The 22,974-nt window shown below is 70.9% G+C and carries 20 protein-coding genes; 8 read left to right on the plus strand and 12 right to left on the minus strand.

All coding sequences use genetic code 11. The features are described 5' to 3' along the window. Nucleotides 1-71 precede the first annotated feature (71 nt). Genes ACFYRY_RS26940 through sbnA form a run of 5 tightly spaced genes read right to left on the minus strand, consistent with a single transcriptional unit; the run spans nt 72 to nt 5,165 of the window. Nucleotides 72-1,013 (minus strand): TauD/TfdA family dioxygenase, encoded by a 942-nt coding sequence (locus ACFYRY_RS26940; RefSeq protein WP_389150728.1) that lies wholly within the window; start codon nt 1,011-1,013, stop codon nt 72-74. A gap of 59 nt (nt 1,014-1,072) precedes the next feature. Then, nucleotides 1,073-2,341: an MFS transporter gene (locus ACFYRY_RS26945; RefSeq protein ID WP_389150731.1), complete on the minus strand. Its 1,269-nt coding sequence runs from the start codon at nt 2,339-2,341 to the stop codon at nt 1,073-1,075. Further along, complete coding sequence (locus ACFYRY_RS26950) at nt 2,338-3,294, minus strand: ornithine carbamoyltransferase (RefSeq protein WP_389150733.1); 957 nt, start codon at nt 3,292-3,294, stop codon at nt 2,338-2,340. The genes ACFYRY_RS26945 and ACFYRY_RS26950 overlap by 4 nt, the downstream gene beginning before the upstream one ends. Continuing rightward, nucleotides 3,249-4,088: a 4'-phosphopantetheinyl transferase family protein gene (locus ACFYRY_RS26955; protein ID WP_389150736.1), complete on the minus strand. Its 840-nt coding sequence runs from the start codon at nt 4,086-4,088 to the stop codon at nt 3,249-3,251. Before ACFYRY_RS26955 ends, ACFYRY_RS26950 begins: the two co-directional genes overlap by 46 nt. Before the next feature lie 42 nt (nt 4,089-4,130). Further along, nucleotides 4,131-5,165: a 2,3-diaminopropionate biosynthesis protein SbnA gene (gene sbnA / locus ACFYRY_RS26960; RefSeq protein ID WP_389150739.1), complete on the minus strand. Its 1,035-nt coding sequence runs from the start codon at nt 5,163-5,165 to the stop codon at nt 4,131-4,133. Nucleotides 5,166-5,313: 148 nt separating this feature from the next. Between sbnA and sbnB the strand changes: the two genes are divergently transcribed. Beyond that, nucleotides 5,314-6,312 carry a 2,3-diaminopropionate biosynthesis protein SbnB gene (sbnB, locus tag ACFYRY_RS26965; RefSeq protein WP_389150742.1) on the plus strand — a complete coding sequence of 333 codons (999 nt, stop codon included), beginning with the start codon at nt 5,314-5,316 and terminating at the stop codon, nt 6,310-6,312. Between the two features lie 102 nt (nt 6,313-6,414). Here the strand turns inward: sbnB and ACFYRY_RS26970 are convergent, their stop codons facing one another. Next, nucleotides 6,415-7,068 (minus strand): DUF4097 family beta strand repeat-containing protein, encoded by a 654-nt coding sequence (locus ACFYRY_RS26970; protein WP_389150744.1) that lies wholly within the window; start codon nt 7,066-7,068, stop codon nt 6,415-6,417. A 511-nt stretch (nt 7,069-7,579) separates the two neighbouring features. On the opposite strand from ACFYRY_RS26970, the gene ACFYRY_RS26975 reads away from it, so the two are divergent. Next, a complete protein-coding gene (locus tag ACFYRY_RS26975; RefSeq protein ID WP_389151636.1) occupies nt 7,580-7,771 on the plus strand; it encodes a hypothetical protein in 192 nt (63 codons plus the stop codon). Nucleotides 7,772-7,841: 70 nt separating this feature from the next. Here the strand turns inward: ACFYRY_RS26975 and ACFYRY_RS26980 are convergent, their stop codons facing one another. From ACFYRY_RS26980 to ACFYRY_RS26995, 4 genes are all read right to left on the minus strand, one after another. Then, entirely contained in the window at nt 7,842-8,432 is a 591-nt protein-coding gene (locus tag ACFYRY_RS26980) for a lamin tail domain-containing protein (protein WP_389150747.1), read from the minus strand. 396 nt (nt 8,433-8,828) lie between these two features. Further along, nucleotides 8,829-11,051, minus strand: a complete 2,223-nt coding sequence (katG, locus tag ACFYRY_RS26985; RefSeq protein WP_389150749.1) for a catalase/peroxidase HPI — start codon at nt 11,049-11,051, stop codon at nt 8,829-8,831. Between the two features lie 35 nt (nt 11,052-11,086). After that, nucleotides 11,087-11,524 carry a Fur family transcriptional regulator gene (locus ACFYRY_RS26990; RefSeq protein ID WP_389150751.1) on the minus strand — a complete coding sequence of 146 codons (438 nt, stop codon included), beginning with the start codon at nt 11,522-11,524 and terminating at the stop codon, nt 11,087-11,089. A gap of 139 nt (nt 11,525-11,663) precedes the next feature. Next, nucleotides 11,664-12,164: a MarR family winged helix-turn-helix transcriptional regulator gene (locus ACFYRY_RS26995; RefSeq protein WP_389150755.1), complete on the minus strand. Its 501-nt coding sequence runs from the start codon at nt 12,162-12,164 to the stop codon at nt 11,664-11,666. 132 nt (nt 12,165-12,296) lie between these two features. On the opposite strand from ACFYRY_RS26995, the gene ACFYRY_RS27000 reads away from it, so the two are divergent. Further along, entirely contained in the window at nt 12,297-12,812 is a 516-nt protein-coding gene (locus ACFYRY_RS27000) for a YceI family protein (protein ID WP_389151639.1), read from the plus strand. Here the strand turns inward: ACFYRY_RS27000 and ACFYRY_RS27005 are convergent. Continuing rightward, nucleotides 12,793-14,466, minus strand: a complete 1,674-nt coding sequence (locus ACFYRY_RS27005) for a hypothetical protein (protein WP_389151642.1) — start codon at nt 14,464-14,466, stop codon at nt 12,793-12,795. The genes ACFYRY_RS27000 and ACFYRY_RS27005 overlap by 20 nt on opposite strands. A gap of 208 nt (nt 14,467-14,674) precedes the next feature. Continuing rightward, a complete protein-coding gene (locus tag ACFYRY_RS27010; RefSeq protein ID WP_389150758.1) occupies nt 14,675-18,877 on the minus strand; it encodes a molybdopterin-dependent oxidoreductase in 4,203 nt (1,400 codons plus the stop codon). A gap of 193 nt (nt 18,878-19,070) precedes the next feature. On the opposite strand from ACFYRY_RS27010, the gene ACFYRY_RS27015 reads away from it, so the two are divergent. From ACFYRY_RS27015 to ACFYRY_RS27035, 5 genes are all read left to right on the plus strand, one after another. Then, nucleotides 19,071-19,469, plus strand: a complete 399-nt coding sequence (locus ACFYRY_RS27015) for a cell division protein SepF (protein WP_356762837.1) — start codon at nt 19,071-19,073, stop codon at nt 19,467-19,469. A 101-nt stretch (nt 19,470-19,570) separates the two neighbouring features. After that, complete coding sequence (locus tag ACFYRY_RS27020; protein WP_389150761.1) at nt 19,571-20,758, plus strand: AAA family ATPase; 1,188 nt, start codon at nt 19,571-19,573, stop codon at nt 20,756-20,758. Continuing rightward, nucleotides 20,755-21,081 carry a nucleotide pyrophosphohydrolase gene (locus ACFYRY_RS27025; protein ID WP_389150764.1) on the plus strand — a complete coding sequence of 109 codons (327 nt, stop codon included), beginning with the start codon at nt 20,755-20,757 and terminating at the stop codon, nt 21,079-21,081. The genes ACFYRY_RS27020 and ACFYRY_RS27025 overlap by 4 nt, the downstream gene beginning before the upstream one ends. A gap of 204 nt (nt 21,082-21,285) precedes the next feature. After that, on the plus strand, nt 21,286-21,744 hold the full coding sequence (locus tag ACFYRY_RS27030) for a DUF6099 family protein (protein WP_389150767.1): 459 nt from the start codon (nt 21,286-21,288) through the stop codon (nt 21,742-21,744). Between the two features lie 121 nt (nt 21,745-21,865). Continuing rightward, complete coding sequence (locus tag ACFYRY_RS27035; RefSeq protein ID WP_389150770.1) at nt 21,866-22,789, plus strand: LLM class F420-dependent oxidoreductase; 924 nt, start codon at nt 21,866-21,868, stop codon at nt 22,787-22,789. Nucleotides 22,790-22,974: the final 185 nt, after the last annotated feature.

A 22,974-nucleotide genomic window follows, 5' to 3' on the forward strand; every position in this document is an offset into this window, starting at 1 on the left:
GTGTGATGCGCGCAGGGCGTGGTGCGCGGTGCGTGGCGTGAAGGGCGTGACGCGCAGGGGGTGCGAGGTGCTCAGTCGGACATCGCGACGAGCACCCGTCGCGGGCCGGTGAACGGCCGGCGGCCGTGGCCCACCAGCACGTTGTCGATGAGCAGCAGGTCCCCGGCGTGCCAGTCCACGTCCACGGCGTTGTCGAGACCCCGGTCGCGGACCTGGATCACGTACTCGTCGGGAATGGGCGACCCGTCGGCGAAGCTGACGGACTGCGGCAGTTCCTCGGCCGGCATGATCGAGGCCAGCGCCGCCGCCGTGTCGTCGCCGAGTGAGGCCGGGTGCCACTGGTCGGCCTGGTTGAACCAGACCTCGTCACCGGTGACCGGATGGCGGACGATGGCGGGCCGCAGCTGACTGACCCGCAGCGAGCCGTCCGGCAGCCACTTCCAGTCGGCGCCCGAATCGCTGAGGAAGGCCTCGACCCGGTCGCGCTCCTCGGTCTCGAACGTCGCCTGCCAGCTCTTGCCGAGCCCCATCCCGCCGTGCAGGTTCTGGCTGTAGCGGACCCCGTCGGCGAAGGCCTCGCGCACCTCGGGGTCGAGGCAGCCCAGCCAGCGGGTGCCGTCGATCACCGGGGTGGCACCGCCGGTCAGCGGCGCGGTCTCACAGAAGAACAGCAGGCGGGCCGGCCACTGATGGGCGTAACTCATCTCGTTGTGCATCGAGATGCTGTACTCGGCCGGGTACTCGGTCGAGGTGTAGACATTGGAACCGACCTTGGTGCGTGGCGAGTTGCCGTGGACGTACGCGAGCCGGTTCGGCAGCAGCAGGTCCATCACCTCGTCCAGCTCCGCCGGGTCGACGCCGAACCCCCTGAAGACCAGGGCCTTCTCGCGGGCCAGCAGTCCGCCGAGGTCCGGCAGTGAGCGCAGGTGCTCGGCGAGGCCCTGTGCGGTCGGCGCCGCGCCGACCTGGGCCGGGCTGATCTGAGCAGGGGTCCAGGAGATGTCGTTCTCCATCCGTGTTTCTCCTTCTCGACAGGGGCCTCGCCCCTTGGAACCCACCCTCTGAGGCGGGCCTATATTTCTTCGCTACGCGGCATACGGACCTGGCCGGCCGGGTCCCGCAGGGCCGGAGCCGTCACCGCGACCAGGGCGAGGAGCCCCATCGCGACCGCGGCACCGAGGGCCGTCCGCTGTGTGCCGAACGCGGCGAGCAGCCCCCCGCCGGCCAACGCGCCCGCCGACGCCATACCGGAGCCGAGCAGCGCGAAGACGCTGGTCACCCGCCCCTGCATGGGTTCGGGGGTGATCCGCACCTGGTGCACACCGGCGACCACGTTCATCAGCGCCCCGGCGAAGCTCATCCCGGCGAGCAGCGACCCGAGCAGGTACGGATCGGAGGTGAGGGCGACCGGCAGCATCAGGGCGGCCCAGACGGTCAGCGATCCGGCCAGCACGACGGCGGGCCGGGCCCGTCCCGCCGCCCGGGAACCCGCCAGCGCGCCCGCCACCCCGCCGAGCCCGGCGACCAGGAAGATGAGCCCGACCGTCATCTCGGAGCCTCCGTCCTCCTTGACGATGAGCGCGAGGGTGAGTGCCAGCACCTGGAAGAGCAGGTTGCTGCCGGCGATCAGCCCGACGGCGGTCCGCATGAAACGCTGCCGCCACACCCAGCGGACGCCGTCGGCCACCTCGGTGCGCAACGAGCCGGTGGGAGTGGTCCGTTCACCCTGGAGCGGCTTACGGATCAGCAGCAGGGTGCCGAGCGCGACCAGATGCGTGACGGCGGTGAAGGCGAACGGCATCCACCGCCCGAACGAGAACAGCGCGGCGCCCGCGGGCTGGCCGATCAGCCCTGCCGCCTGTCCGCGCGCCTCGTTCTGGCCGAGCGCCGAGGACAGGTGCGCGGGGTGGACGACGTGGCTGACGGCCGCCCGTTCGGCGAGCCGGTAGAACAGCCCCGCCGTACCGTCGACGAAGGCGGCGGCCATCACCAGCGGCAGCCACAGTCGTCCGGCCGCCAGCGAACCGGCCACGGCCGCCATCGCGAGCAGCCCGGCGAGATCGCAGACGATCAGCAGCCGCCGCCGGTCCCACCGGTCGATCAGGGCCCCGGCGGGCAGCTGCACCACCAACTGCGGGAGCAGCGCGGCGAACGCCACCATTCCGGCACCGGCCGGACTGCTCTCGTAGAAGATCATGAGCATGGGGTACGCGGCCACACTGGCCCGCAGCCCCAGCAGCGAGATGCCCGCGCCGGTCCACAGCAGCAGGAAGTCCCTGTTGCGTCTCAGCGGTCCGGGCGCCGACTGCGGCTCCTGGACGGGTTTGTCGAGCAGGCTCACCTCTGCTCACCATGGTCCCCGGCGCCGCCCCGGCACCACTCCAGTACCGCCATCGCGCTGTGCATCTTGTTCTCGGCCTGGTCGAAGGCGATGCTCTGCTCCCCGTCCAGCACCTCGGCCGTCACCTCGTCGCCGCGGTGGGCGGGCAGGTCGTGCATGAAGACGGCCTTCGGACTGCCGCTCCACAGCGCCTCGTCCACCTGGAACGGGGCGAAGGCCGCCCGCCAGCCCGGGTCGGGCTTGCTGGTGCCGGTGGTCTGCCAACGCGTGGTGTAGACGACGTCCACGTCGGCCGGCAGCGCGGCCATGTCGTGCCGCTCCGCGATCCGTGACCCGTGGAGTTCGCTGTTGGCCCGCGCGCGGGCCAGTACGTCGGCGCCGAGCCCGTAACCACGCGGGGTGCGCAGCTCCAGTTCGGTCCCCGGGAACCGGGTCAGCCCGAGGGCCAGCGCGGCCGCCGTGTTGTTGCCCTCACCGACGTACAGCACCCGCAGACCGTCGACCCGTCCGAAGTGCGCCAGCAGGGTGGTGAGATCCGTGAGCCCCTGGGTCGGGTGCTCGTCGGCGCTCATGGCGTTGATGACCGACATGCGTGACTGGGCGGCCCAGGCGCGCAGTTCGGCCGGATCGCCGGACGTCCTGGCGACCAGCACGTCGAGCATCCGGGAGAACACCCGCCCGGTGTCCTCGCTGGTCTCTCCGGTATTGGTCTGCAGGTCCCCGCCGTTGAAGGTGACGATCTGCGCCCCGAGCCGCAGCGCGCCCGCCGAGAAGGCCGTACGGGTACGGGTGGAGGTCTTCCGGAAATAGACGCCGGCGACTGCCCCGTCCAGCGGACGGACCCGTCCGGCCCGCCCCGAGGAAAACTCCGCTCCGCGGGCGACGAGGGAACGGAGCTCGCTGTCGGTCAGGTCATCGAGCGAGATGAGGTGGCGGGCGGCTGTGCTGGCCACGATGTGCTCCTTGTCTGGACGTGGTCCGGAGGTTCCGGGTGGCGTTGTCCCATCGGGTGTTGTCCGCCGATCAGCCGGACCGGCCCGGCTGCCGCGGCCTCCCGGGCGACGGCGGCGTACCGGCCGGGTCCGACCGCGAGATCCTCGACCACCCAGGTGCCGGGACCGGTGGCCGCCGCGTGCCGGACGAGCAGCGGACCGCTGTCCGGTGGCGCGTGCACGTCCACCGCGCGGACATCGGTCATCAGGCCGACACCGCTCGCTTTGAGTACCGCCTCCTTCCGGGTCCAGTAGCGGAGGAAGACGGCCAGCTGTGCCGCCGGCCCGTCCGCCTCCCGCAGATGCGCCAGCTCACGGTCGGACAGCACGTCCGGGGCCACCGACGCGGTGTCGAAGCCCAGGACCTGCTCCAGATCGACGCCGATGCGACGGCCGCCGCCCGTGACCCCGAGCAGCCAGTGCGGCCCCGACCGGGACAGACTGAAGCTCAGTTCGGTGGGCGGCCACACGATGCACGGCGCTCCGTGGCCGGTGTCCGCACACTCGGGGCAGCGCAGCCGGCCGAAGCGCAGGTCGGCCGGCTCGGTGCCGAGATAGCCGGCGAGGATGCGGCGTACGGCCACATGCGCGCCCGAGTAGTGCAGGCCCGCCTCGGCGGTCATCGTGTGCGCCGATTCCCGTTCCTCCGCGGACAGCGTGAAGACGGCATCCAGGCCGAGCGGCTCGGCGACCGTCCCCCACCACACATGCGTCACACCGACGTCGAAGACATCCGACAAGTCCTCGGCGTTCATGGGTGGCACCCCCTTTCTGATCGGTTCTGTCCCACGTCGGGTTCAGGCGACGGCGCCGGCCGTGGTCAGCCGCAGCCCGTCCGGGGGCGTGAGGGCGCGCTTCCAGAGATGGGAGACTTCTCCGAAATGCGAACTGACCCAGACGTCGGAATAGATGGTGTTGAGGTATCGGTCGCCGCCGTCCGGGAATATGAGGACGCAGTTCGACCCCTCGGGAATGTTGGCGCTGAATTTCTCCAGCGCGGCGGCGGCAGCACCGGAAGAGCCACCGACGAGAATTCCCTCGCGATTCACCATGCGCCGGCAGGCGACCACACAGTCGAGATCGCTGACGTGCACCACCGCGTCGGCGGCGGACGGGTCGAACAACGCCGGCGTCACCGAGGCACCGTGCCCCGGAATGAGACGGCGGGTGTGAGGCTGTCCGAAGACGGCGCTGCCGACCGCGTCCACCGCGACCACCGTGGTGGACATCAGGTGCTGCTGGATGTATCCGGCGCAGCCCCGAAGGGTTCCGAACGTGCTGATGGGCGAGAAGAGATAGTCCACCTTGCCGTCCAGGGCCTCCGCGATCTCCCGCATCGTCTGGTGGTGGGCCTGCGGATTGAGGGGATTGGCGTACTGGTTGGGCCAGTACGCGCCCGGGACCGTGTCCACCAGTTCCCGCACCCGGTCGAGCCGGGCGCCGAGGTACTCCCCGGTGACCGGGTCCGGGGTCTGCACCACCTCGACGCGGGCGCCGTACGCGGACAGCAGCGCCAGGTTCTGCGCCGTGGTCTTCGCGTCGACGACACAGATGAAGTCGATCCCGAAGTACCGGCAGATCTGCGCTATTCCAATGGCCAGATTCCCGGAACTCGACTCGACGACCACCGAGCGTCCCGGGACGAGAACTCCCTCACGTATCCGCGTCAGCAGCATGCCGAGGGCGGACCGGTCCTTGATGCTTCCCCCTGGGTTGAACCTCTCCATCTTCGCGAAGACCCGGGAACCGAATCCCGGGAAGACGTTGCTCAGTTCCACCAGCGGGGTATTCCCGATGGTGTCCAGAATCCCATTGAGTACGGGACGGCTCATGTGGCTGCCCTTCGCTCTCCGTATCGACTTTCCGGAACGAAGAGTGAGGAGTTGTTCTATGTGCGTTCTATTAGAGAAGCGCTATAGAACACCTGTGCAGGGTCGCCGCAGAACTGGACTACGGGCTGGACTATGGGAAGGGGCCGGGATGCTGATCCTTCGGCGAACCGACGTAACGAAGACCTTGGCGGGCCGGGAGCTGGAGATCATCGACCTTGTCGCCGAGGCGTACCGACTGCACGACGAGGGCAGGACCGCACTGCCGCACTCGACCTTCCTGCGCTTTCCGGAGGAGCGGCACCAACGGGACCGGATCATCGGTCTGCCGGCCTACCGGGGCGGCGAATCGCCGGCGGCGGGGATGAAATGGATCGCCTCCTTCCCGGGCAATGTCACGGCGGGCCTGGAGCGGGCGAGCGCGAGCATCATCCTCAACTCCCTGGAGAACGGACAGCCTTCCGCTTTCATCGAAGGCTCCGTCATCTCGGCCAAACGCACCGCGGCGAGCGCCGCGCTGGCCGCCCGGGTACTCACCGAGCAGGACCCGCCGGCCGGGGTCGTCCTCATCGGCTGCGGAGTGATCAACCTGGAGATCCTGCGCTTCCTGGCCGCCGCGCTGCCCGGACTGCGCGAAGCGGCGCTGTACGACACCGATCCGGCGCGCGCCGAAGCCTTCGCCGGGACCTGCGCCACGGAGGTCCCGGGCGTGAAGGCCTACCCGGTGACGGACCTGGCCGCCGCCCTCGCCACCCATCCGCTCGTCTCGCTCGCCACCACGGCGGCCGAGCCGCACCTGGACCTCTCGGCCTGCGCCCCCGGCACCACGGTCCTGCACATCTCGCTCCGTGACCTGACGGTGGAGACGATCCTGGACGCGGTGAACATCGTGGACGACGCGGACCATGTGTGCCGAGAGCGCACCTCTCTGCACCTGGCCGAACAGCGCGCCGGCGGGCGGGAGTTCGTCGCGGCGCCGATCGGCGCGCTGGTGCGCGGCACGGCCACCGTGGAGCGTGGCGCGGACCAGCATGTGGTGTACTCCCCGTTCGGCCTCGGTGTGCTCGACATCTCCCTGGCCGAGTTCGTACGGGAACAGGCCGAACAGCAGGGTCTCGGTGTCCGGGTGGACGACTTCCTGGCGTCCTGACCACTGGTCCTGACCCCGCGTGGATGTGCCCCCTCCTTGGAGGGGGCACATCCACGCGGTGCGCGGTACCGCTGCCTGCCTGCCTGCCGTCGGCCGGCCTGGTCAGTCGTTCGGCAGGACGGAGATGCCGCCACCGTCCGACCGGGCCCGGATCTTGTGGGCGGATCCGGGGTCGGTCCGCACCTTCACCTGCTGGCTGCCGCCGTCCGTCGAGGCATCCACCGTGTATCCGCTGTCCGGCACCCTGATGGTGACGTTGCCACCGGAACTCGCGACATCCACGGCGTCGGGGGTCTCGGCGAAGCCGGCCTCCACGCTGCCGCCGTCGGAGCGCGCGGTGAGCCGGCCGGCCGCGCCGCGGTCCACCTCGATGTCCCCGCCGTCGCTCTCCAGATTCGCGGCGAGCGCCTTGGGCACCTCCACCCGGTAGTTCACCTCACAGGTCCCACCGCCGAAGCCGCCCCCGCAGTCGGAGGGCGCGGTCAGCATCAACTCCCCGCCCTGCGTGGAGTGCCGGGTCGCCGGCTTCTCGTCGTCGTACCGCATCTCCTCGGTCACCTTGATCGACTTCCCGCCGCCGATCACTACGTCGATACGGCCGCCCGAGGCCTTGACGCGCAGTGCGCTGACCTTGCCGTCGACGGTGTACGAGGCGGACTCCTCGCTGGTCTCGCCCATGCAGCCGGAGACGAGGCCCCCGGAGATCACGGCGGCCACGACATACACCGCGGTCTTGGTTCGGAACGGGGGCTTCATCGAATCTCCCTTGAGACGGTTACCCGGCCAGTAGCGCCAGGTTCATCCGCGCGTCTATGAAATCCCTACATCCGCGTTCCGGGCGGCGGCTGTGGTCGCGGGCAGGTTGCCGAAGATCCGGTAAACCTGCACACCGTTCACTGGTAGCGCGCACGGAAGGTGAGTCGTGGTCACGAGCGGGCCTGATCGCGTCGCTCTCGGCGTGGGGTCGTCCGGCGCGGATACAGGGTGGCGACCCGTCGTGCGTGCAGCCAAGAGGCGGGCCGCGTGAAGGAGTCGGTGGGGCCGGTCACCGCCTGGTCACACCGGTGAACTCGCGTTACCGGCTGAGCCTCGGGCCGCTGGCCGTCACCGTGTCGGCGTGCTTTGATCCAGCGCGTGGCGCAAGCCGCCGGGAGGGCCATCGTTTCGGGAATCAGGTGAGCTCTGTCATTCCGCAGAAGCCCGGAAGCACCCAGCAGAACCCCAGAAGCACCCCCAGCAGCACCCCATACGAAGGGAACCGCACGTGATGAACACTGCCTTCCAGGTCGAAGCAGCCGAGATCTCCGACGCCGACCTGGACAACGTCTCCGGTGGACTCTCCGCCGGTGGCTCCGGCGGTCTCTCCCTCGAGACGCCGCTCGGGAGCCTCTGCGCCGACCTCGCGGCCGTCGCTTCGCCCGAGGGTCTCGCCGCGGGAGTCCACACCACCGCTGTGTGACAACACGTGTAACCCCTGTGGGCCCCGGATCGGATGATCCGGGGCCCACAGGGGTTTTCAGCGGGGCAGGTCAGTGGCGTCCGTCGCCGCGGTGGTCGTGGCGGCCGCGGGAGTCGTCGCCGCGGTGGTCGTGGCGGCCGCGGGAGTCGTCGCCGCGGTGGTGGTGACGGCCCCAGGAGTCCTCGCTCGAGCCGTCGCGGTGGTGGCGGCCCCAGGAGAAGTCGTCGATGGTGCGGCCCCGGTCATTGCTCAGGGTCGCGGTGTCGGAGTAGTTGTCCCACGCGTAGGTGCGGCGGTCCTGGAACACGTCGGTGCGGGTGTCGCTGCCCACGCCCGTGTGGACGCGGACGGTGGCGCGTCCGTCCAGGCGGTAGTGGTGGAACGTGTAGGTGCGACCGTCCTTCGCCGACAGGGTCCAGCCGTCCAGGTTCACGCTGTGGCGGCTGTTGTTGGTGATCTCCACCCATTCCTTGTTCAGGGAGCGGTTGGACTGGTCGTCGCGGCCCGGGGAGTCGTACTGGGCCTTGCTGATTTCCACCTTCGGCTGGTGCGGGCGGTGGTCGGCCGCGGACGCCGGCAGCGTCACCGCCCCCACCACGGCTCCGGCCGCGAGCGCGGCGGCGACCAGACGGCGGGCGGTGACAGGCTTGGAAACAGGCATGAGTTCCCCTGAGTGTGCGGTGTGCTGGTGGCGGCCGGTCGGCCGCACACCCACACTTTGGCCTCGGTGTGCGGGCGATACGGATGAGACGTGAACCATGTGACAGCCTGTCCACATCTCCGTGACTCTCGCCTGCAACGTCCATCTATGCGCTGAATGCACGATGTTGACGCCGGCGGGCGTCCCGGGACCCGTGCGGCGCGGGGAATGATCGCTTACCCGCCAGGTCACGCCACCCCACCGCGACGCGGGCTGTCACTCGAAAGTGGGTAACGACCGCCCGTGTCCCGAGGGGGAGCGCGGAACGGGACGGCGCGGGCCTGCCGGCTCCTGTGGCCCTTCGCAGACGAAAGGGCCGGCCCGAGTGGGCCGGCCCTGACGGTGGAAATCGGACGATCAGACCAGGTCGAACCGGTCCAGGTCCATGACCTTGTTCCACGCGGCGACGAAGTCCTTCACGAACTTCTCCTTCGCGTCGTCACCCGCGTACACCTCGGCGAGCGCACGCAGCTCCGAGTTCGAGCCGAAGACGAGGTCGGCACGGGTGCCGGTCCACTTGACCGCGCCGGTGGCGGCGTCGCGGCCCTCGAAGGTGGTCTGGTCCTCGGACGTCGACGTCCACGTCGTGCCCAGGTCGAGCAGGTTGACGAAGAAGTCGTTGGTCAGCGTGCCCGGGGTGTCGGTGAAGACGCCGTGCGACGACTGGCCCTGGTTGGCGCCCAGGACACGCAGGCCGCCGACGAGGACGGTCAGCTCGGGGGCGCTCAGGGTCAGCAGGTTCGCCTTGTCGAGCAGCAGGAACTCGGCAGGCAGGCGGTTGCCCTTGCCGAGGTAGTTGCGGAACCCGTCGGCGGTCGGCTCGAGCGCGGCGAACGACTCGGCGTCCGTCTGCTCCTGCGAGGCGTCCACGCGGCCCGGCGTGAAGGGCGCCTCGACGTCGAAGCCGGCGTCCTTGGCGGCCTTCTCCACGGCGGCGGTGCCACCGAGGACGATCAGGTCGGCCAGCGAGACCTTCTTGGCGCCGGAGTTGAACTCCCGCTGGATCCCCTCGAGGGTGCGCAGCACCGAGGCCAGCTGGTCGGGGTCGTTGGCCTCCCAGTCGCGCTGCGGCTCCAGGCGGATGCGGGCGCCGTTGGCCCCGCCGCGCTTGTCGCTGCCGCGGAACGTCGAGGCCGACGCCCAGGCGGTGGACACCAGCTGCGAGACGGTCAGTCCCGAGTCGAGCAGCTTGGCCTTGAGGGCCGTGATGTCGGCGGCGTCGATGGCCGGGCCCTCGGCCTCGGGCAGCGGGTCCTGCCAGACCAGGGTCTCCGCCGGGACCTCCGGGCCCAGGTACAGGGACTTCGGGCCCATGTCACGGTGGGTCAGCTTGTACCAGGCGCGGGCGAAGGCGTCCGCGAACTCGGCGGGGTTCTCCAGGAAGCGACGGGAGATCTGCTCGTACACCGGGTCGAAGCGGAGCGAGAGGTCGGTCGTCAGCATCTGCGGGGCGTGGGTCTTCGACGCGTCGTGCGCGTCGGGGACGGTGCCCGCTCCGGCGCCGTCCTTCGGCCGCCACTGGTTGGCGCCTGCGGGGCTCTTGGTCAGCTCCCACTCGTAGCCGAAGAGGATCTCGAAGAAGCTGTTGTCCCAGGTGGTCGGGGTGTTCGTCCACGTCACCTCGAGACCGCTGGTGATCGCGTCGCCGCCCTTGCCGGTGCCGAAGGAGCTCTTCCAGCCCAGGCCCTGCTGCTCCAGCGAGGCCGCCTCGGGGTCGTCGCCGACGTTGTCCGCCGGGCCGGCGCCGTGCGTCTTGCCGAAGGTGTGACCGCCCGCGATCAGGGCGACGGTCTCCTCGTCGTTCATCGCCATCCGGCGGAACGTCTCGCGGATGTCACGGGCCGCGGCGATCGGGTCCGGGTTGCCGTTCGGGCCCTCCGGGTTGACGTAGATGAGGCCCATCTGGACCGCGCCGAGCGGGTTCTCCAGCTCACGGTCACCGCTGTAGCGCTGGTCGTCGAGCCAGGTGGTCTCGGGGCCCCAGTACACGTCCTCCTCGGGCTCCCAGACGTCCACGCGGCCGCCGCCGAAGCCGAAGGTCTCGAAGCCCATCGACTCCAGGGCCACGTTGCCGGCCAGGATCATCAGGTCGGCCCAGGACAGGCTCTGGCCGTACTTCTTCTTGACCGGCCACAGCAGACGGCGGGCCTTGTCCAGGTTGGCGTTGTCCGGCCAGCTGTTGAGGGGGGCGAAGCGCTGCTGACCGGCACCGGCGCCGCCACGGCCGTCGCTGATGCGGTAGGTGCCCGCGCTGTGCCAGGCCATCCGGATGATGAGCGGCCCGTAGTTGCCGAAGTCGGCGGGCCACCAGTCCTGAGAGGTGGTCAGGACCTCGGCGATGTCCTGCTTCACGGCCGGCAGGTCGAGGTTCTTGAACGCCTCGGCGTAGTCGAAGTCCTCACCGAGGGGGTTGGCCACGGCCGGGTTCTTCGCCAGGATCTTCACATTGAGCCGCTCCGGCCACCACTGGCGGTTGCCGCCGCCCTGGGTCGGGTGCAGGGCACGGCCGTGCGCGACCGGGCAGCCACCCGTCTCCTCGGGCTTCGACTCGGTGACGATCGCATCGTGGTTCTCGGTCACAGGGGGGTCCTTCCGAACGGGTGTATTTCGGGTGCTCAGGAACTGGGGCTGGTGGAACAGGCGGGGCACACGCCCCAGTAGATGACCTCGGCCTCGTCGATGGCGAAGCCGTGGTCCTCGGACGCGGTCAGACAGGGGGCGTCGCCGACCTCGCAGTCGACGTCGGCGACGGCACCGCAGGACCGGCACACGACGTGGTGGTGGTTGTCCCCGACACGACCCTCGAACCGGGCCGGGCTGCCCGCCGGCTCGATGCGACGTATGAGCCCGGCCGCGGTCAGGGCGTGGAGTGCCTCGTACACGGCCTGGACGGAGATGTGGCCGACACGGTCGCGCACACCGGAGGCGATCGCCTCGACGTCGAGGTGGTCCCCGACCCGGACGGTCTCCAGCAGCGCGACGCGGGCGGCCGTCACCCGCAGGCCGACACCACGCAGCTCTTCAGCGGTGCTCGAACTCCGGGGTGCGGTCATGCGCACAACCTACCCCCACAAACACGAATGGTTCAAGAAATGGATTGGGTCCAATTCTTGGCCATGTTGTGGGCGTCTGACGTTCACGAAACTGCCCGCTTTTCCGACATAACCTGTCAAATCACCCCAGGTGCACGGACTACTCGGTGCCGGAGGGCTCCGTGACGTCGGGCAGCAGTGCCCGCATCGCCTCGCGCTGGGTGGGTCCCATGATCCGGCCGAGAGCCTGCACGACCGTCTCGGAGAGGGGTTCCGAGGCCTCCTTCAGCAGGAGCCGGGCCTTCTCGGTGAGGACGACCTCGACGCCCCGCTTGTCGCCGCAGACCGACTTGCGGGTGACCAGGCCGGCGTGCTGGAGGCAGGCGATCTGGTAGGTGAGCCGGGTCTTGGGGCGGCCCAGGAGCTCCGCGATCCGGGTCATCCGCAGGCCCGCGGGCTGCTCGGCCAGCAGGCACAGGACCAGGAACTCGTCGTGCGAGACGTCGAGTTGCTCCTTGACGACCGCGCGCAGCCGCTGCTCCACGGCCCCGGTCGCCGCGAGCAGGACCATCCAGGCCCGCAGTTCGTCCGGCAGGAGTCCGCCGCTCTGTGCGGAGGGGCATTCGGGCAGGTCGGTGGGGTGCTCGTCGGGGGCGGCCATGGTTCGAGTGTACCTGTTGTCCAATTTTGAAGAAGATGGTTGTCCAGATTTGGATAGTGGGCTAGCGTGAGGTCATCCAAATTTGAATCACCAACCTCACCAGCATGAACGACCATGAACAGGGGCACCACCATGACCGTTGCCGTGGAAACCGGGCTCTGGCAGCTCGACCCGACCGCCACCACCGTCGCGCTGCGGCACAAGACGATGTGGGGCCTGGTCACCGTCAAGGGCGCCTTCACGGGTGTCGCCGGCCAGGGCGAGGTGCGCGCCGACGGGTCGGCCGTCGGCACCCTCACCCTGGACGCCGCCTCCCTGGACACCAAGAACGCCAAGCGGGACACCCATCTGCGCGGCGCGGACTTCTTCGACGTGGACAACCACCCCGAGCTGACCTTCGTGGTGCGCAGCGCCGAACGCCGCGACGGCGACACGGTCAAGGTCGTCGGTCAGCTGACCGTGCGCGGCATCAGCAGGCCCCTGTCCCTCGACGCGCGCCTTGTCGGGGCGGGCGCCGAGACGCTCACCCTGGAGGCCGAATTCCCCGTGGACCGCGACCAGTTCGGCATGGGCTGGAACCAGATGGGCATGATCCGCGGCCTGACGACGGTCACCGCCACGCTCCGGTTCACCCGGGCGGCAGCCTGACGTATCTGCTCGACAGCGTCTGCGGGGAGGCCGTGAAGGCCCGCAGCCGGATCCGCGCGCCCGGCCGGGGCAGGCCGTACGTCCCGGCCGGCGGCCGGAGTTCGTACGTCGCCGTGGCGCCGCCCGGCAGCGCGGCCGGGCCCCGTACGACCGTCCAGTAGGGGTCCATGCCCTGGCCCGCGGTGAGCGTGAAGTGCGGCCTCAGGGTGCCGCCGCCCGTGTTGGTGACCCGCAGGGTCAGCCGGGAGAGGGCGGTCGCCGAGACCCGCCGCACCGACGTCACCCGCATCCGCAGTGGCGGCGACCCCGTGACCGCCAGCGCGGCGCTGGTCACGGCGGGCAGGAGCAGCAGCACGGCCGCCGCGATCCGCGCCGGACGCCGGTGCGGACCGGACAGCGGGCGCGGGCGTGGCTGCCAGGCGCCGGCGAACTCCGTCGCGGGCGCGGTGACCGCCGCGGTGAGCCACAGCGGGGTCATCAACAGGTAGTAGCCGTCCTGCGAACGGGTCGCCAGGTAGAAGGCCAGCCACGGCAGCACCGTCGCCGCCGGCCCCAGCCGCCGGACGAACAGCACGAACACCGCCAGCAGACCGCCGAGCAGCAGCACGCTCGCCCGCGAGTACCAGTCGAGCCGGTCGCCGCCGCCGGTCAGATACAGCGAGACGTCCACCAGGCCCTGCCCGTGCAGCACCGCGCCCTGCGTCAGCGGCAGCGCGATCCCGCTGAACCAGGCGGCCGGCTCACTCACCACGAAGTACGTGTTGATCAGCAGCCATACGGTGACGGCGACCCCGACGATCCGCAGCACCACCAGCGCCGCCGCCCGCGCCCCCGACTCACCGCGCCGGACGGCGTAGATCCCGGCCAGCAGGAACGGCGCGAGGAACCACGGCAGTTGCTGGGCCGCGCAAGCCGCCCCCAGGCAGGCCGCCCGCGCCAGCCCGGCCGGGCCGAGCCGACCGCCCCGCCCGATCCGCGGCCAGCGCGCCACCACCGGCACCAGCAGGGCGAGGGCCAGGACCGCCGGATAGCCGAGCCGCCCGTACGTGGGGAGCATGCCGAAGCCGAGGCACACCATGGTCGCCGTCGAACGCCACGGACCGGGCAGCAGCCGCCACAGCACCACGGCGCCGACGACCAGCGCACCCGTGGCCACCGCCGTCGCCGGAACGCCGCCGGGGCCCAGCCACAGCAGCGGCGCGGTCAGCAGCGGGGCCAGCGGGGGATAGCCGTACGTGTAGTCGTAGCCGCCCGTCACGGTCGGGGTGAGGGCGACGTCGTGGCCGAAGAGCCAGGGCCACGGATGTCCGTACACGGCGTGCCCGGCGACCAGCTCCCGGGCGGCCTGGGTGGTGAGGTCCGCCTCGTCGGAGCCGTGGTGGTTCATGACCCAGGTGCACAGGACCAGCGTCACGGCGGTCACCAGTACCACCAGGTCCAGCCGCGCCAGAGCCCGCCGACGGCGCACCACCAGGATCAGCACCCCGCTCACCAGGATCGTGGCGTAGCACACCGAGATCACCACGGCCACGGGGAGCCGGTGGGTCGCCGCCTGCGCCCACACCGACCGGGTCCCGATGAAGAGACTGATGTCGGCGAGCAGGGTGAGGACGCGATGCCACTGCGCGGGGGGTTCCTCCGGGCGGGCGGACACCGCCGACCGCGTCCGCCCGCCGGGCGCCGGCAGCTGCGTATCTGTCAGGAGCACGGCACCGGACGCTAATCGGACCCGGTGAGCGCCACCTCCTCGGAGGTGAAGATTCCGGTATGAGGGCGGTGTGAACAGTCCGTAAAGGGAGAAACCCCCTCAATCCTCGTCAGGCACCGCCAACCCTCGTCAGGCACCTCCCGGTCAAGGACTCTCAGTACACGTCCCGCACGTACCGCTTCGCCGACGCCAGCTGCTTCACCCACGCCGACGCCTCGGCCTCGTCCAGCCCGCCGTGCGCGACCGCGATGTCCCGCAGCGCCCGGTCCACGTCCTTGGCCATCCGGGAGGCGTCGCCGCAGACGTAGAAGTGGGCGCCGTCCTGGAGCCAGCGCCACAACTCGGGGCCGTGTTCACGCATCCTGTCCTGCACGTACACCTTGTTGCGCTGGTCGCGGGAGAAGGCGGTGTCGAGGCGGGTCAGAAGGCCCTCGTCGAGCAGTTCGGTGAGCTCCCGCTCGTAGTAGAAGTCGGTGGCGCGGTGCTGCTCCCCGAAGAACAGCCAGTTGGGCGCCCGGTGGCCGAGCGCCCGCCGCTCCTGGAGGAAGCCGACGAACGGCGCGACCCCGGTGCCCGGCCCGACCATGACCATCGGCGTCGAGGCGTCGGCGGGCGGCCGGAAGTGCGGCGCACGCCGCACCAGGACCGGCACCTCGGTGTCCGCCTCGGCGTCGGCGAGGAAGGGCGAGCAGACCCCGCCGCGCGCCCGGCCGTGCAGGTTCTCGTACCGCACGACGGACACCGTCAGCGAGACCAGACACGGGTCGACCAGCGGGCTGGACGATATGGAGTACAGGCGCGGCTGAAGCTTCTTCAGTACGTCCGCCCAGTCCTGCGCGTTCGCCCGCACCGGATGCTCGGCGAGCACGTCCACCGTCTGCCGCCCCCAACTCCACTGCGCCAGACCGTCCTTGTTGTCGGGCCGCGTCAGCCTGCGCAACTCCCGGTCGTCACGGACCCGTTCGGCGACGAAACGCAGCAAGTCCGGGGTGATCCGGGTGATGTCCAGGTGCCGGTGCAGGGCCTCGGCGACGGGGACCTCGCCGACCCCCTCCACCCGCACGGCCGCCGTGCCGTCCAGGCCCGTCACCGCGAGCCACTCCTCCACCAGCGCGGACGAGTTGACCGGCCGCACGCTGAGCGCGTCCCCCGTCTCGTACGTCAGCGGGGACCCACTCGTGTCGAAGGTGAACCGCCTGACCTCCTTGCCCGCGCCGGTCCGGCTGAGCAGCCGATTGCCGACCAGGCGGGCGGTGGTGGGCGCGGGCCTGGCGGCACGGTCGGCTTCGGGGGCGGCCCGGGTGGCGAGCTGTGGGGCGACCTCGACGGTGGGCTCGGTGGGCTCGGCCGTCTCCGTCCCGGAGTCCAGCGCCGAGAGCACCTGGTCCAGCCAGACACCCGCCAAGGACTCGTAGTCGGGTTCGCAGTCGGTGCGCGGCGCGAGCCGTACCGCGCCCAGCTCGTCGAGGCGTGCGTCGAGTCGGCGCCCGTGTCCGCAGAAGTCGTCGTACGAGGAGTCGCCGAAGGCCAGGACCGCGTACCGGACGCCGTCCAGGCGCGGGGCCTGCTGTCCGGTCAGCGTCTCCCAGAACCCGGAGCCGTTGTCGGGCGCGTCGCCGTCGCCGAAGGTGCTGGTGATCAGCAGCAGATCGGCGCCGGAGGGCAGGGCGCCGGGGTCGGACTCGTCCATGCCGACGAGCGTGGCCGTGTGTCCCCCGGCGGACAGCCGGTCGGCGACGGCCCCCGCGAACTCCTCGGCGTTACCGGTCTGCGAGGCCCACAGGATGACGACCTCACGGCCCGACCGCTCGCCGGACGAGGCCGGTCGCGTCGACGTCCGCGAGTACATGCCGGCCAGCACGCCGTTCACCCACAGCGCGTGCTCGGCGCTGAAGGGCGCGTCCGGCGGGAGCACGGGGACACCGGGGGCGCCGGAGTCGATGCCGGCGAGGAAGCCGGTGAGATACAGCCGCTCCTGGGCCGTGAGGACGGGCGGCGGGGTGCTGTCGAGACCGAAGGGATTCGACCCCGGGGTGACCGTGCTCGAAGTGACGGCGGCAGGAGTGACGGCGGCAGGAGTGACGGCGGCAGGAGTGACGGAGGCGGGAGCTACGGCGGTCGTGGCCCCGCCGGTCGCGGCCGCCGCCGTAGGCGCGGTCACCCCCGCGGGCCGCACCGGTGAGGCCACCTTCGCCAGCGACACCGCACACACCTTGAACTCCGGCTGGAACGACACCGGATCCACCGCGTCGCTGGTCACCGCGTTGACGCTCAGATACTCCCCGAACAGGTCGTTCCAGTGGAACGGCGCGAAACAGGCCCCCGGCCGCACCCGGTCGGTGACCACCGCGGGCAGGACGGCACGGCCCCGCCGCGAGGCGACCTCCACCCGGTCGCCGTCGGTGATCCCGAGCGCCCCCGCGTCCTCGGGATGCACCTCCACGAACGGCCCGGGATTCAGCTTGTTGAGCTTGGCGACCTTCCCGGTCTTCGTCAGGGTGTGCCACTGGTGCTGCACCCGCCCGGTGTTCAGCAGGAAGGGGAAGTCGTCGTCCGGCAGCTCGGCGGGCGGCAGATGCGGGCGCGCGTGGAAGACGGCACGCCCGTCGGCCGTCGGGAACCGCAACTCGCCCTCACCGGACACGTACCGCACCGGATTGCGCTCCGGCCCGTCCTCGCCGGCGGCCGGCCACTGCACGGGCGTCGACCGCAGCCGCTCGTAGGTCACCCCGCGCAGGTCCCAGCCCGTGACGGGGTTCCAGAAGCGCCGGATCTCCTCGAAGACCTGCTCGGCACTGTCGTACGAGAAGCCCTTCTCGTACCCCATCTCCCGCGCGATGGCCGCGATGATCCGCCAGTCCGCCGTGGCCTCCCCGGGCGGGTCGGACGCCGCCCGGGTCAGGGTGAGGTTCCGCTCGCTGTTGACGTAGACCCCTTCGGCCTCCGTCCACATCGCGCCCGGCAGGACGACGTCGGCGTACGCGTTGGTCTCGGTGTCCCCGAAGACGTCCTGCGTGACCACGAACTCGGCGGCCTCAAGGCCCTCGATGACGGTACGGCGGTTGGCGACCGAGGCGACCGGATTGGTGCAGATGATCCAGCAGGCCTTGATCTCCCCGTCGGCCATCTTCTGGAACATCTCGACGGTGCCCCGGCCGACCCCGTCTCCGCGCAGGGTGCCCGGCGGCAGCTCCCAGACGTCCTCGGTGAACGTCCGCTCCTCCTCGACCAGCACCGACCGCTGCCCGGGCAGCCCCGGCCCCATGTAGCCCATCTCGCGTCCGCCCATCGCGTTGGGCTGGCCGGTCAGGGAGAACGGCCCGCTGCCCGGACGGCAGATCGCGCCCGTCGCGAGGTGCAGGTTGACCAGGGCGTTGGTGTTCCAGGTGCCGTGCGTGGACTGGTTGAGCCCCATCGTCCAGCAGCTCATCCACTCGCCCGCCTCGCCGATCAGCCGGGCGGCCGCACGCAGGTCGTCCTCGGCGACACCGGTGAGCTCCGCGACGGTGGCCGGCGGGTAGTCGGCCAGGAACTCCTCCATCCCCTCCCAGCCCGTGGTGTGCGCCGCGACGAACTCGGGGTCGGTGTGCCCGTTCTCGACCAGCAGACGCAGCAGACCGTTCAGGAGCGCGAGGTCGGTGCCCGGCTTCACCTGGAGGAACAGGTCGGCCTTCGCGGCCGTGGCGGTGCGCCGCGGATCGACGACGATGAGCTTCGCCCCCGCCTTGACCCGCTCCATCATCCGCAGGAACAGAATCGGATGACAGTCGGCCATGTTCGAACCGATGACGAGGAAGACGTCCGCCCGGTCGAAGTCCTCGTACGAGCCGGGCGGGCCGTCGGCACCGAGCGACAGCTTGTAGCCGGCCCCCGCACTGGCCATGCACAACCGGGAGTTGGACTCGATCTGGTTGGTCCGCACGAACCCCTTGGCCAGCTTGTTCGCCAGGTACTGCGCCTCCAGGCTCAACTGCCCGGACACATAGAAGGCGACCGCGTCCGGCCCGTGCTCGTCGATGACGGCGCGCAGCCGTCGCGCGGTGTCGGCGATCGCGTCGGCCGTGGGCACCGGCACCGGCTCCTCGCCGCGGTCGTCCCGCACCAGGGCGCTGGTCAGCCGGCCGGGCGCGGCGAGCATCTCGGCCGTGGTCGCGCCCTTCGTGCACAGCCGGCCCGCGTTCGCCGGGTGCTCCTTGTCCCCGGACGCCTTCAGGACGGTACGCCTGCCGTCCGGCCCCATCCCGACGTCGAGCACCAGACCGCAGCCCACACCGCAGTACGAGCAGACGGTCCGCACCTGCTGTGTCTGCTGCGGCTGTGTCCTCTGCGTCTGCTTTCTCCGCGGGGGCGTCGTCATGCCGTCGACGCTACGAATTGCCCGTTACGCCTGTGTGACACGGCTTGATCTTGAGGAGTTACGCCCGCTGCACAGCCGTCCCCCGGTCGGTGTGAGGTGCACCGGGGTCGCGGAGCGTGTCGCATTGGGCCGAACGGGTGACCATGGGTAAGAATTGCCCGATGCAGACAGCAGTGCGAGCCATGGACGGAGCATGCCGGTGAACAGCCACGATGTCACCGACGAACAGTGGGAGGGGCTCGCCCAGGTCGTGCCGCTGAGGGGCCGGGACGCCTGGCCCTCCTCGGTCGGCCACCGGTCCATGCCGGAGGCCGAGACGGAGCTGCGGCGCCGCTTCGTGGTGCTGCGCGTCATGGTGTTCGCGGACGCCCGCGAGGTCGCCGAGACGCTGATGGCGGGCATACCCGTGCTGCTCGACCTGACCAACGCGGAGACCGAGGTCGCCAAGCGGGTCCTGGACTTCAGCACCGGCGTCGTCTTCGGACTGGCGAGCAGCATGCACCGCGTCGACCGGAACGTGTTCCTTCTCACGCCGGCCGGCACCGAGGTGACCGGGCTGATGGAGGAGGGGACAGGCGTCCCCGGCGTATGAGAGGTGACGGCCGCCCGGCGTCAGGGGCGCCGGTCGCCCGATCGTAGGAAGGTCCTTCGGGCAAAACGGTTCGCCCGGCGGCGGAGACCTACCGTCCGGATATGACCGTGCCCCCCGCGCTGCTCCCGGACCCCTCGCCGCTCCCGGCCTTACCCGGCCACGACGAGGACCTTCCGGAGCGTCCGCGCGTCACCGAACTGCGGCTGTCCGCCTACGCCGCCCACCGCGGCGCCCGCCTCCCGCTCGGTCCGCTCACCCTGTTCACGGGACCCAGCGGCTGCGGCAAGACCAGTGCGCTACGGGCGTACGAGGCGCTCGCCAGACTCGGTGGCGGCACCCGCCTGCCCGAGGTCTTCCCGGATCCGCTGGCCTGCGTGCCCGAGCGGGCCCGGCCTGACTCCCAGCGCCGCCGCGGCTTCCGCATCGGCTGCACGACCGACGGTCCCGAGGGGCCGATCCGGCTCGACGTCGCCGTCCAGGCCGAGCCGGCGCTGCGCATCGTGGGGGAGCGGCTGAGCACTGGGGGCGGTCAGGTCCTGCTGGAGACCGCCCTGCGCGACCCGAGCCGGCGCCAGGTGCAGGCCGCCTGGCACACGGCGGGCCAGTCGCCGGTCACCCGCGGCCCACTGCCCGACGACCGACTCGGCACCGCGCTGCTCCCGTTGCGGGTGGCCGGCAAGACCGACGGGCAGCGCCGGGTGCTGGCCGCCGCCGAACAGACGGTGGTCGCGCTGCGCTCGGTGTTCGCCTGCGACCCGCGGCCCGGCCGGATGCGCGTCCCCGTGCCCACCGGCTCCGGACGGCTGCTCGGCGGCTGCGACAACCTCGCCGACGTGCTGTGGCGCACCCGCGCGCAGTGCGCCAGACGGCACGCGCAGTTCGTCACCGCGGTACGCGCCGGATGCGCCGGCCCAGTCGCCGACGTGCTCGCCGAACCGCGCGCCGACGGGGCGGTCCGAGCGCTGCTCGACCGGGGCGACGGCACCCGCACGGACTGCGGGCGGCTGGGCGACGGGGAATTGCGGTACCTCGCGCTGGCGCTGGTGCTGTTCACCGGGCCCGGTGTGCTGGAGGTCGACCCGGTCGGTGAGGTGCCGGCGGCCATGCAGGCGCTCACCGTGCTCGCCGACCACCTCGACCGGGGCCTGGACCCCCGGCAGCGGGCCGAACTGCTGCGGCTCGCCGCGCGGATGTGCGACCGAGGGCACATCAGGCTCGTCGGCGCGGTGAGCGACGCGTCGTGGGCGGCGGGGGTGGACGGTGTGACGGTGGTACACCTGAAGCCGTGACCGAACCTCTCGACGTGGCGACACTGCAGCGCAGACTGGCCGAGTTCGCGGCCGCGCGCGACTGGCAGCCGTACCACACCCCCAAGAACCTCGTCGCCGCGCTGAGCGTGGAGGCCTCCGAACTGGTCGAGATCTTCCAGTGGTTGACGCCCGAGGAGTCGCAACGCGTCATGGCCGACCCCGGGACCGCGCACCGGGTCACGGACGAGGTTGCCGACGTGCTCGCGTATCTGCTCCAGCTGTGCGAGGTGCTCGGCATCGACCCGCTGGCGGCGCTGGACGCGAAGATCGACCGGAACGAGCGGAGGTTTCCGGCGCCCTAGGAGGGTGCTGACTGCCCACCGCTCATCGGGAGCGATCAGCTCCATTATTACTCTCCGGAGTCGAAAGACCGTCTGAGACCGATTCGTTGTCCGAAGATTTCCACCTTCCTCTGGTTTTTCGTCTCAAGCCCCCTCACTCTGGGTAGTGAACAAGGGAGTTCAGGCGGACGTGCCGACGGCGCGTCGGACAGACGGGGGCGACGCATGGAAGCGATGCGGCTCATAGGGATGAGCAGGCGTGCCCTGGCGGGGAGCGGTAGCCCGCCTCAGATCATGGCGGAGGTGTGGCAGGCACAGGCCCTGGCCCAGGCGATCGGCAGTCGCCTCGCGGTCTCCGGCCCGCCCGAATTACGCGGCGAGGCACTGGGGTTGACCGAACTGGCGGGCAGGGGATGCGGGGTCCTGGACCGTCCGGACATCGACACCGAGGCGATGCTGGCGGCCCGGCTCACCGACCTGGGGGACGCCCGCCAGGCCCTCACCTCCCTGGGGAGCCTCCTCGGGGAGGTCAGCATCGCCCTGGTCGGCCTGGCCTCCGCGGCGGCGGACGAGGGCACGTACTGGCAGTGCATGGAGGCGATCGACGCGGCGGACGAGTCGAGGGACCGGGTGCGGGAGATGCTGCGCAGGCTCGCGGACCGGGACGAGGCACTACCGGCGTAAGGACCCCTGGGACGAGAGGCGAGAGGCGGCGGCGGGTCGCTTCGGGCACCGAGGGCCTCCGGGGCCAGGGTCCGAGGGGACCGCTTCGGTCGGCCGTCACCGCGGCGTGCAGGATGGAAGCATGGACCTCCGCATCTTCACCGAGCCCCAGCAGGGCGCCACCTACGACACTCTCCTCACCGTCGCCAAGGCCACCGAGGACCTCGGCTTCGACGCGTTCTTCCGCTCCGACCACTACCTCAAGATGGGCTCCGTGGACGGCCTGCCCGGCCCCACCGACGCCTGGATCACCCTCGCCGGCCTGGCCCGCGAGACCAAGCGCATACGCCTCGGCACGCTGATGACCGCCGGCACCTTCCGGCTGCCCGGCGTGCTCGCCATCCAGGTCGCGCAGGTGGACCAGATGTCGGGCGGCCGCGTCGAACTGGGCCTGGGCGCGGGCTGGTACGAGGAGGAGCACACGGCGTACGGCATCCCGTTCCCGAAGGAGAAGATCGCCCGCCTGGAGGAGCAGCTGGAGATCGTCACCGGCCTGTGGGCGACCGAACTCGGCGAGACCTTCGACTTCCACGGCACCTACTACGACCTCAAGGACTCGCCGGCGCTGCCCAAGCCCGCGCAGCGCAAGGTCCCCGTCCTGGTCGGCGGCCAGGGGGCCAGGCGTACCCCGCGACTGGCCGCCCGGTACGCCGACGAGTTCAACATGCCGTTCGGCTCGCTCGAGGACAGTGAGCGCCAGTTCGGCCGGGTCCGCGCCGCCGCGCAGGAGGCCGGCCGGGACGCCGACGAGATCACCTACTCCAACGCCTTCGTCGTCTGCGTCGGCAAGGACGACGCCGAGGTCGCCCGCCGTGCCGCCGCGATCGGCCGCGAGGTCGACGAGCTGAAGGCCAACGGCCTGGCGGGCACCCCGTCCGAGGTCGTCGAGCGGATCGGCCACTACGCCGAGGCCGGCTCCGAGCGGATCTACCTCCAGATCCTCGACCTCGCCGACCTGGACCACCTGGAGCTGATCTCGTCCCAGGTGCAGTCGCAGCTGTCGTAGGCGAGGCCCGTCAGTCCTACCCTCATGTCGCGCTGACGGAGTGTGGTGAACGCACGAGAAAGGCGCCCGGCGTCCGCCGGGCGCCTTTGTGACAGTCCGGTCCCCGACGTGGGTGCCGTGCCCAGGCGGAGGTGATCTCCGGCACCCGACCTCGAGAACCGCCGTCCCGGCTACGAGTGACGTCG

The sequence above is a fragment of the Streptomyces sp. NPDC005263 genome (genome assembly GCF_042872365.1).
Taxonomy (GTDB): domain Bacteria; phylum Actinomycetota; class Actinomycetes; order Streptomycetales; family Streptomycetaceae; genus Streptomyces.

Bases quoted from the DNA above. Each gene is read 5' to 3' on its own strand.
- ACFYRY_RS26970 (WP_389150744.1), bottom strand. From the start codon at position 7,068: ATGAAGCCCCCGTTCCGAACCAAGACCGCGGTGTATGTCGTGGCCGCC.
- ACFYRY_RS26980 (WP_389150747.1), bottom strand. From the start codon at position 8,432: ATGCCTGTTTCCAAGCCTGTCACCGCCCGCCGTCTGGTCGCCGCCGCG.
- ACFYRY_RS27010 (WP_389150758.1), bottom strand. From the start codon at position 18,877: ATGACGACGCCCCCGCGGAGAAAGCAGACGCAGAGGACACAGCCGCAG.
- ACFYRY_RS27020 (WP_389150761.1), top strand. From the start codon at position 19,571: ATGACCGTGCCCCCCGCGCTGCTCCCGGACCCCTCGCCGCTCCCGGCC.
- ACFYRY_RS27035 (WP_389150770.1), top strand. From the start codon at position 21,866: ATGGACCTCCGCATCTTCACCGAGCCCCAGCAGGGCGCCACCTACGAC.
- ACFYRY_RS26975 (WP_389151636.1), top strand. From the start codon at position 7,580: ATGAACACTGCCTTCCAGGTCGAAGCAGCCGAGATCTCCGACGCCGAC.
- ACFYRY_RS27030 (WP_389150767.1), top strand. From the start codon at position 21,286: ATGGAAGCGATGCGGCTCATAGGGATGAGCAGGCGTGCCCTGGCGGGG.
- ACFYRY_RS26940 (WP_389150728.1), bottom strand. From the start codon at position 1,013: ATGGAGAACGACATCTCCTGGACCCCTGCTCAGATCAGCCCGGCCCAG.
- ACFYRY_RS26995 (WP_389150755.1), bottom strand. From the start codon at position 12,164: ATGGCCGCCCCCGACGAGCACCCCACCGACCTGCCCGAATGCCCCTCC.
- ACFYRY_RS26955 (WP_389150736.1), bottom strand. From the start codon at position 4,088: ATGAACGCCGAGGACTTGTCGGATGTCTTCGACGTCGGTGTGACGCAT.
- ACFYRY_RS27015 (WP_356762837.1), top strand. From the start codon at position 19,071: ATGCCGGTGAACAGCCACGATGTCACCGACGAACAGTGGGAGGGGCTC.
- ACFYRY_RS27000 (WP_389151639.1), top strand. From the start codon at position 12,297: ATGACCGTTGCCGTGGAAACCGGGCTCTGGCAGCTCGACCCGACCGCC.
- sbnB (WP_389150742.1), top strand. From the start codon at position 5,314: ATGCTGATCCTTCGGCGAACCGACGTAACGAAGACCTTGGCGGGCCGG.
- sbnA (WP_389150739.1), bottom strand. From the start codon at position 5,165: ATGAGCCGTCCCGTACTCAATGGGATTCTGGACACCATCGGGAATACC.
- ACFYRY_RS26990 (WP_389150751.1), bottom strand. From the start codon at position 11,524: ATGACCGCACCCCGGAGTTCGAGCACCGCTGAAGAGCTGCGTGGTGTC.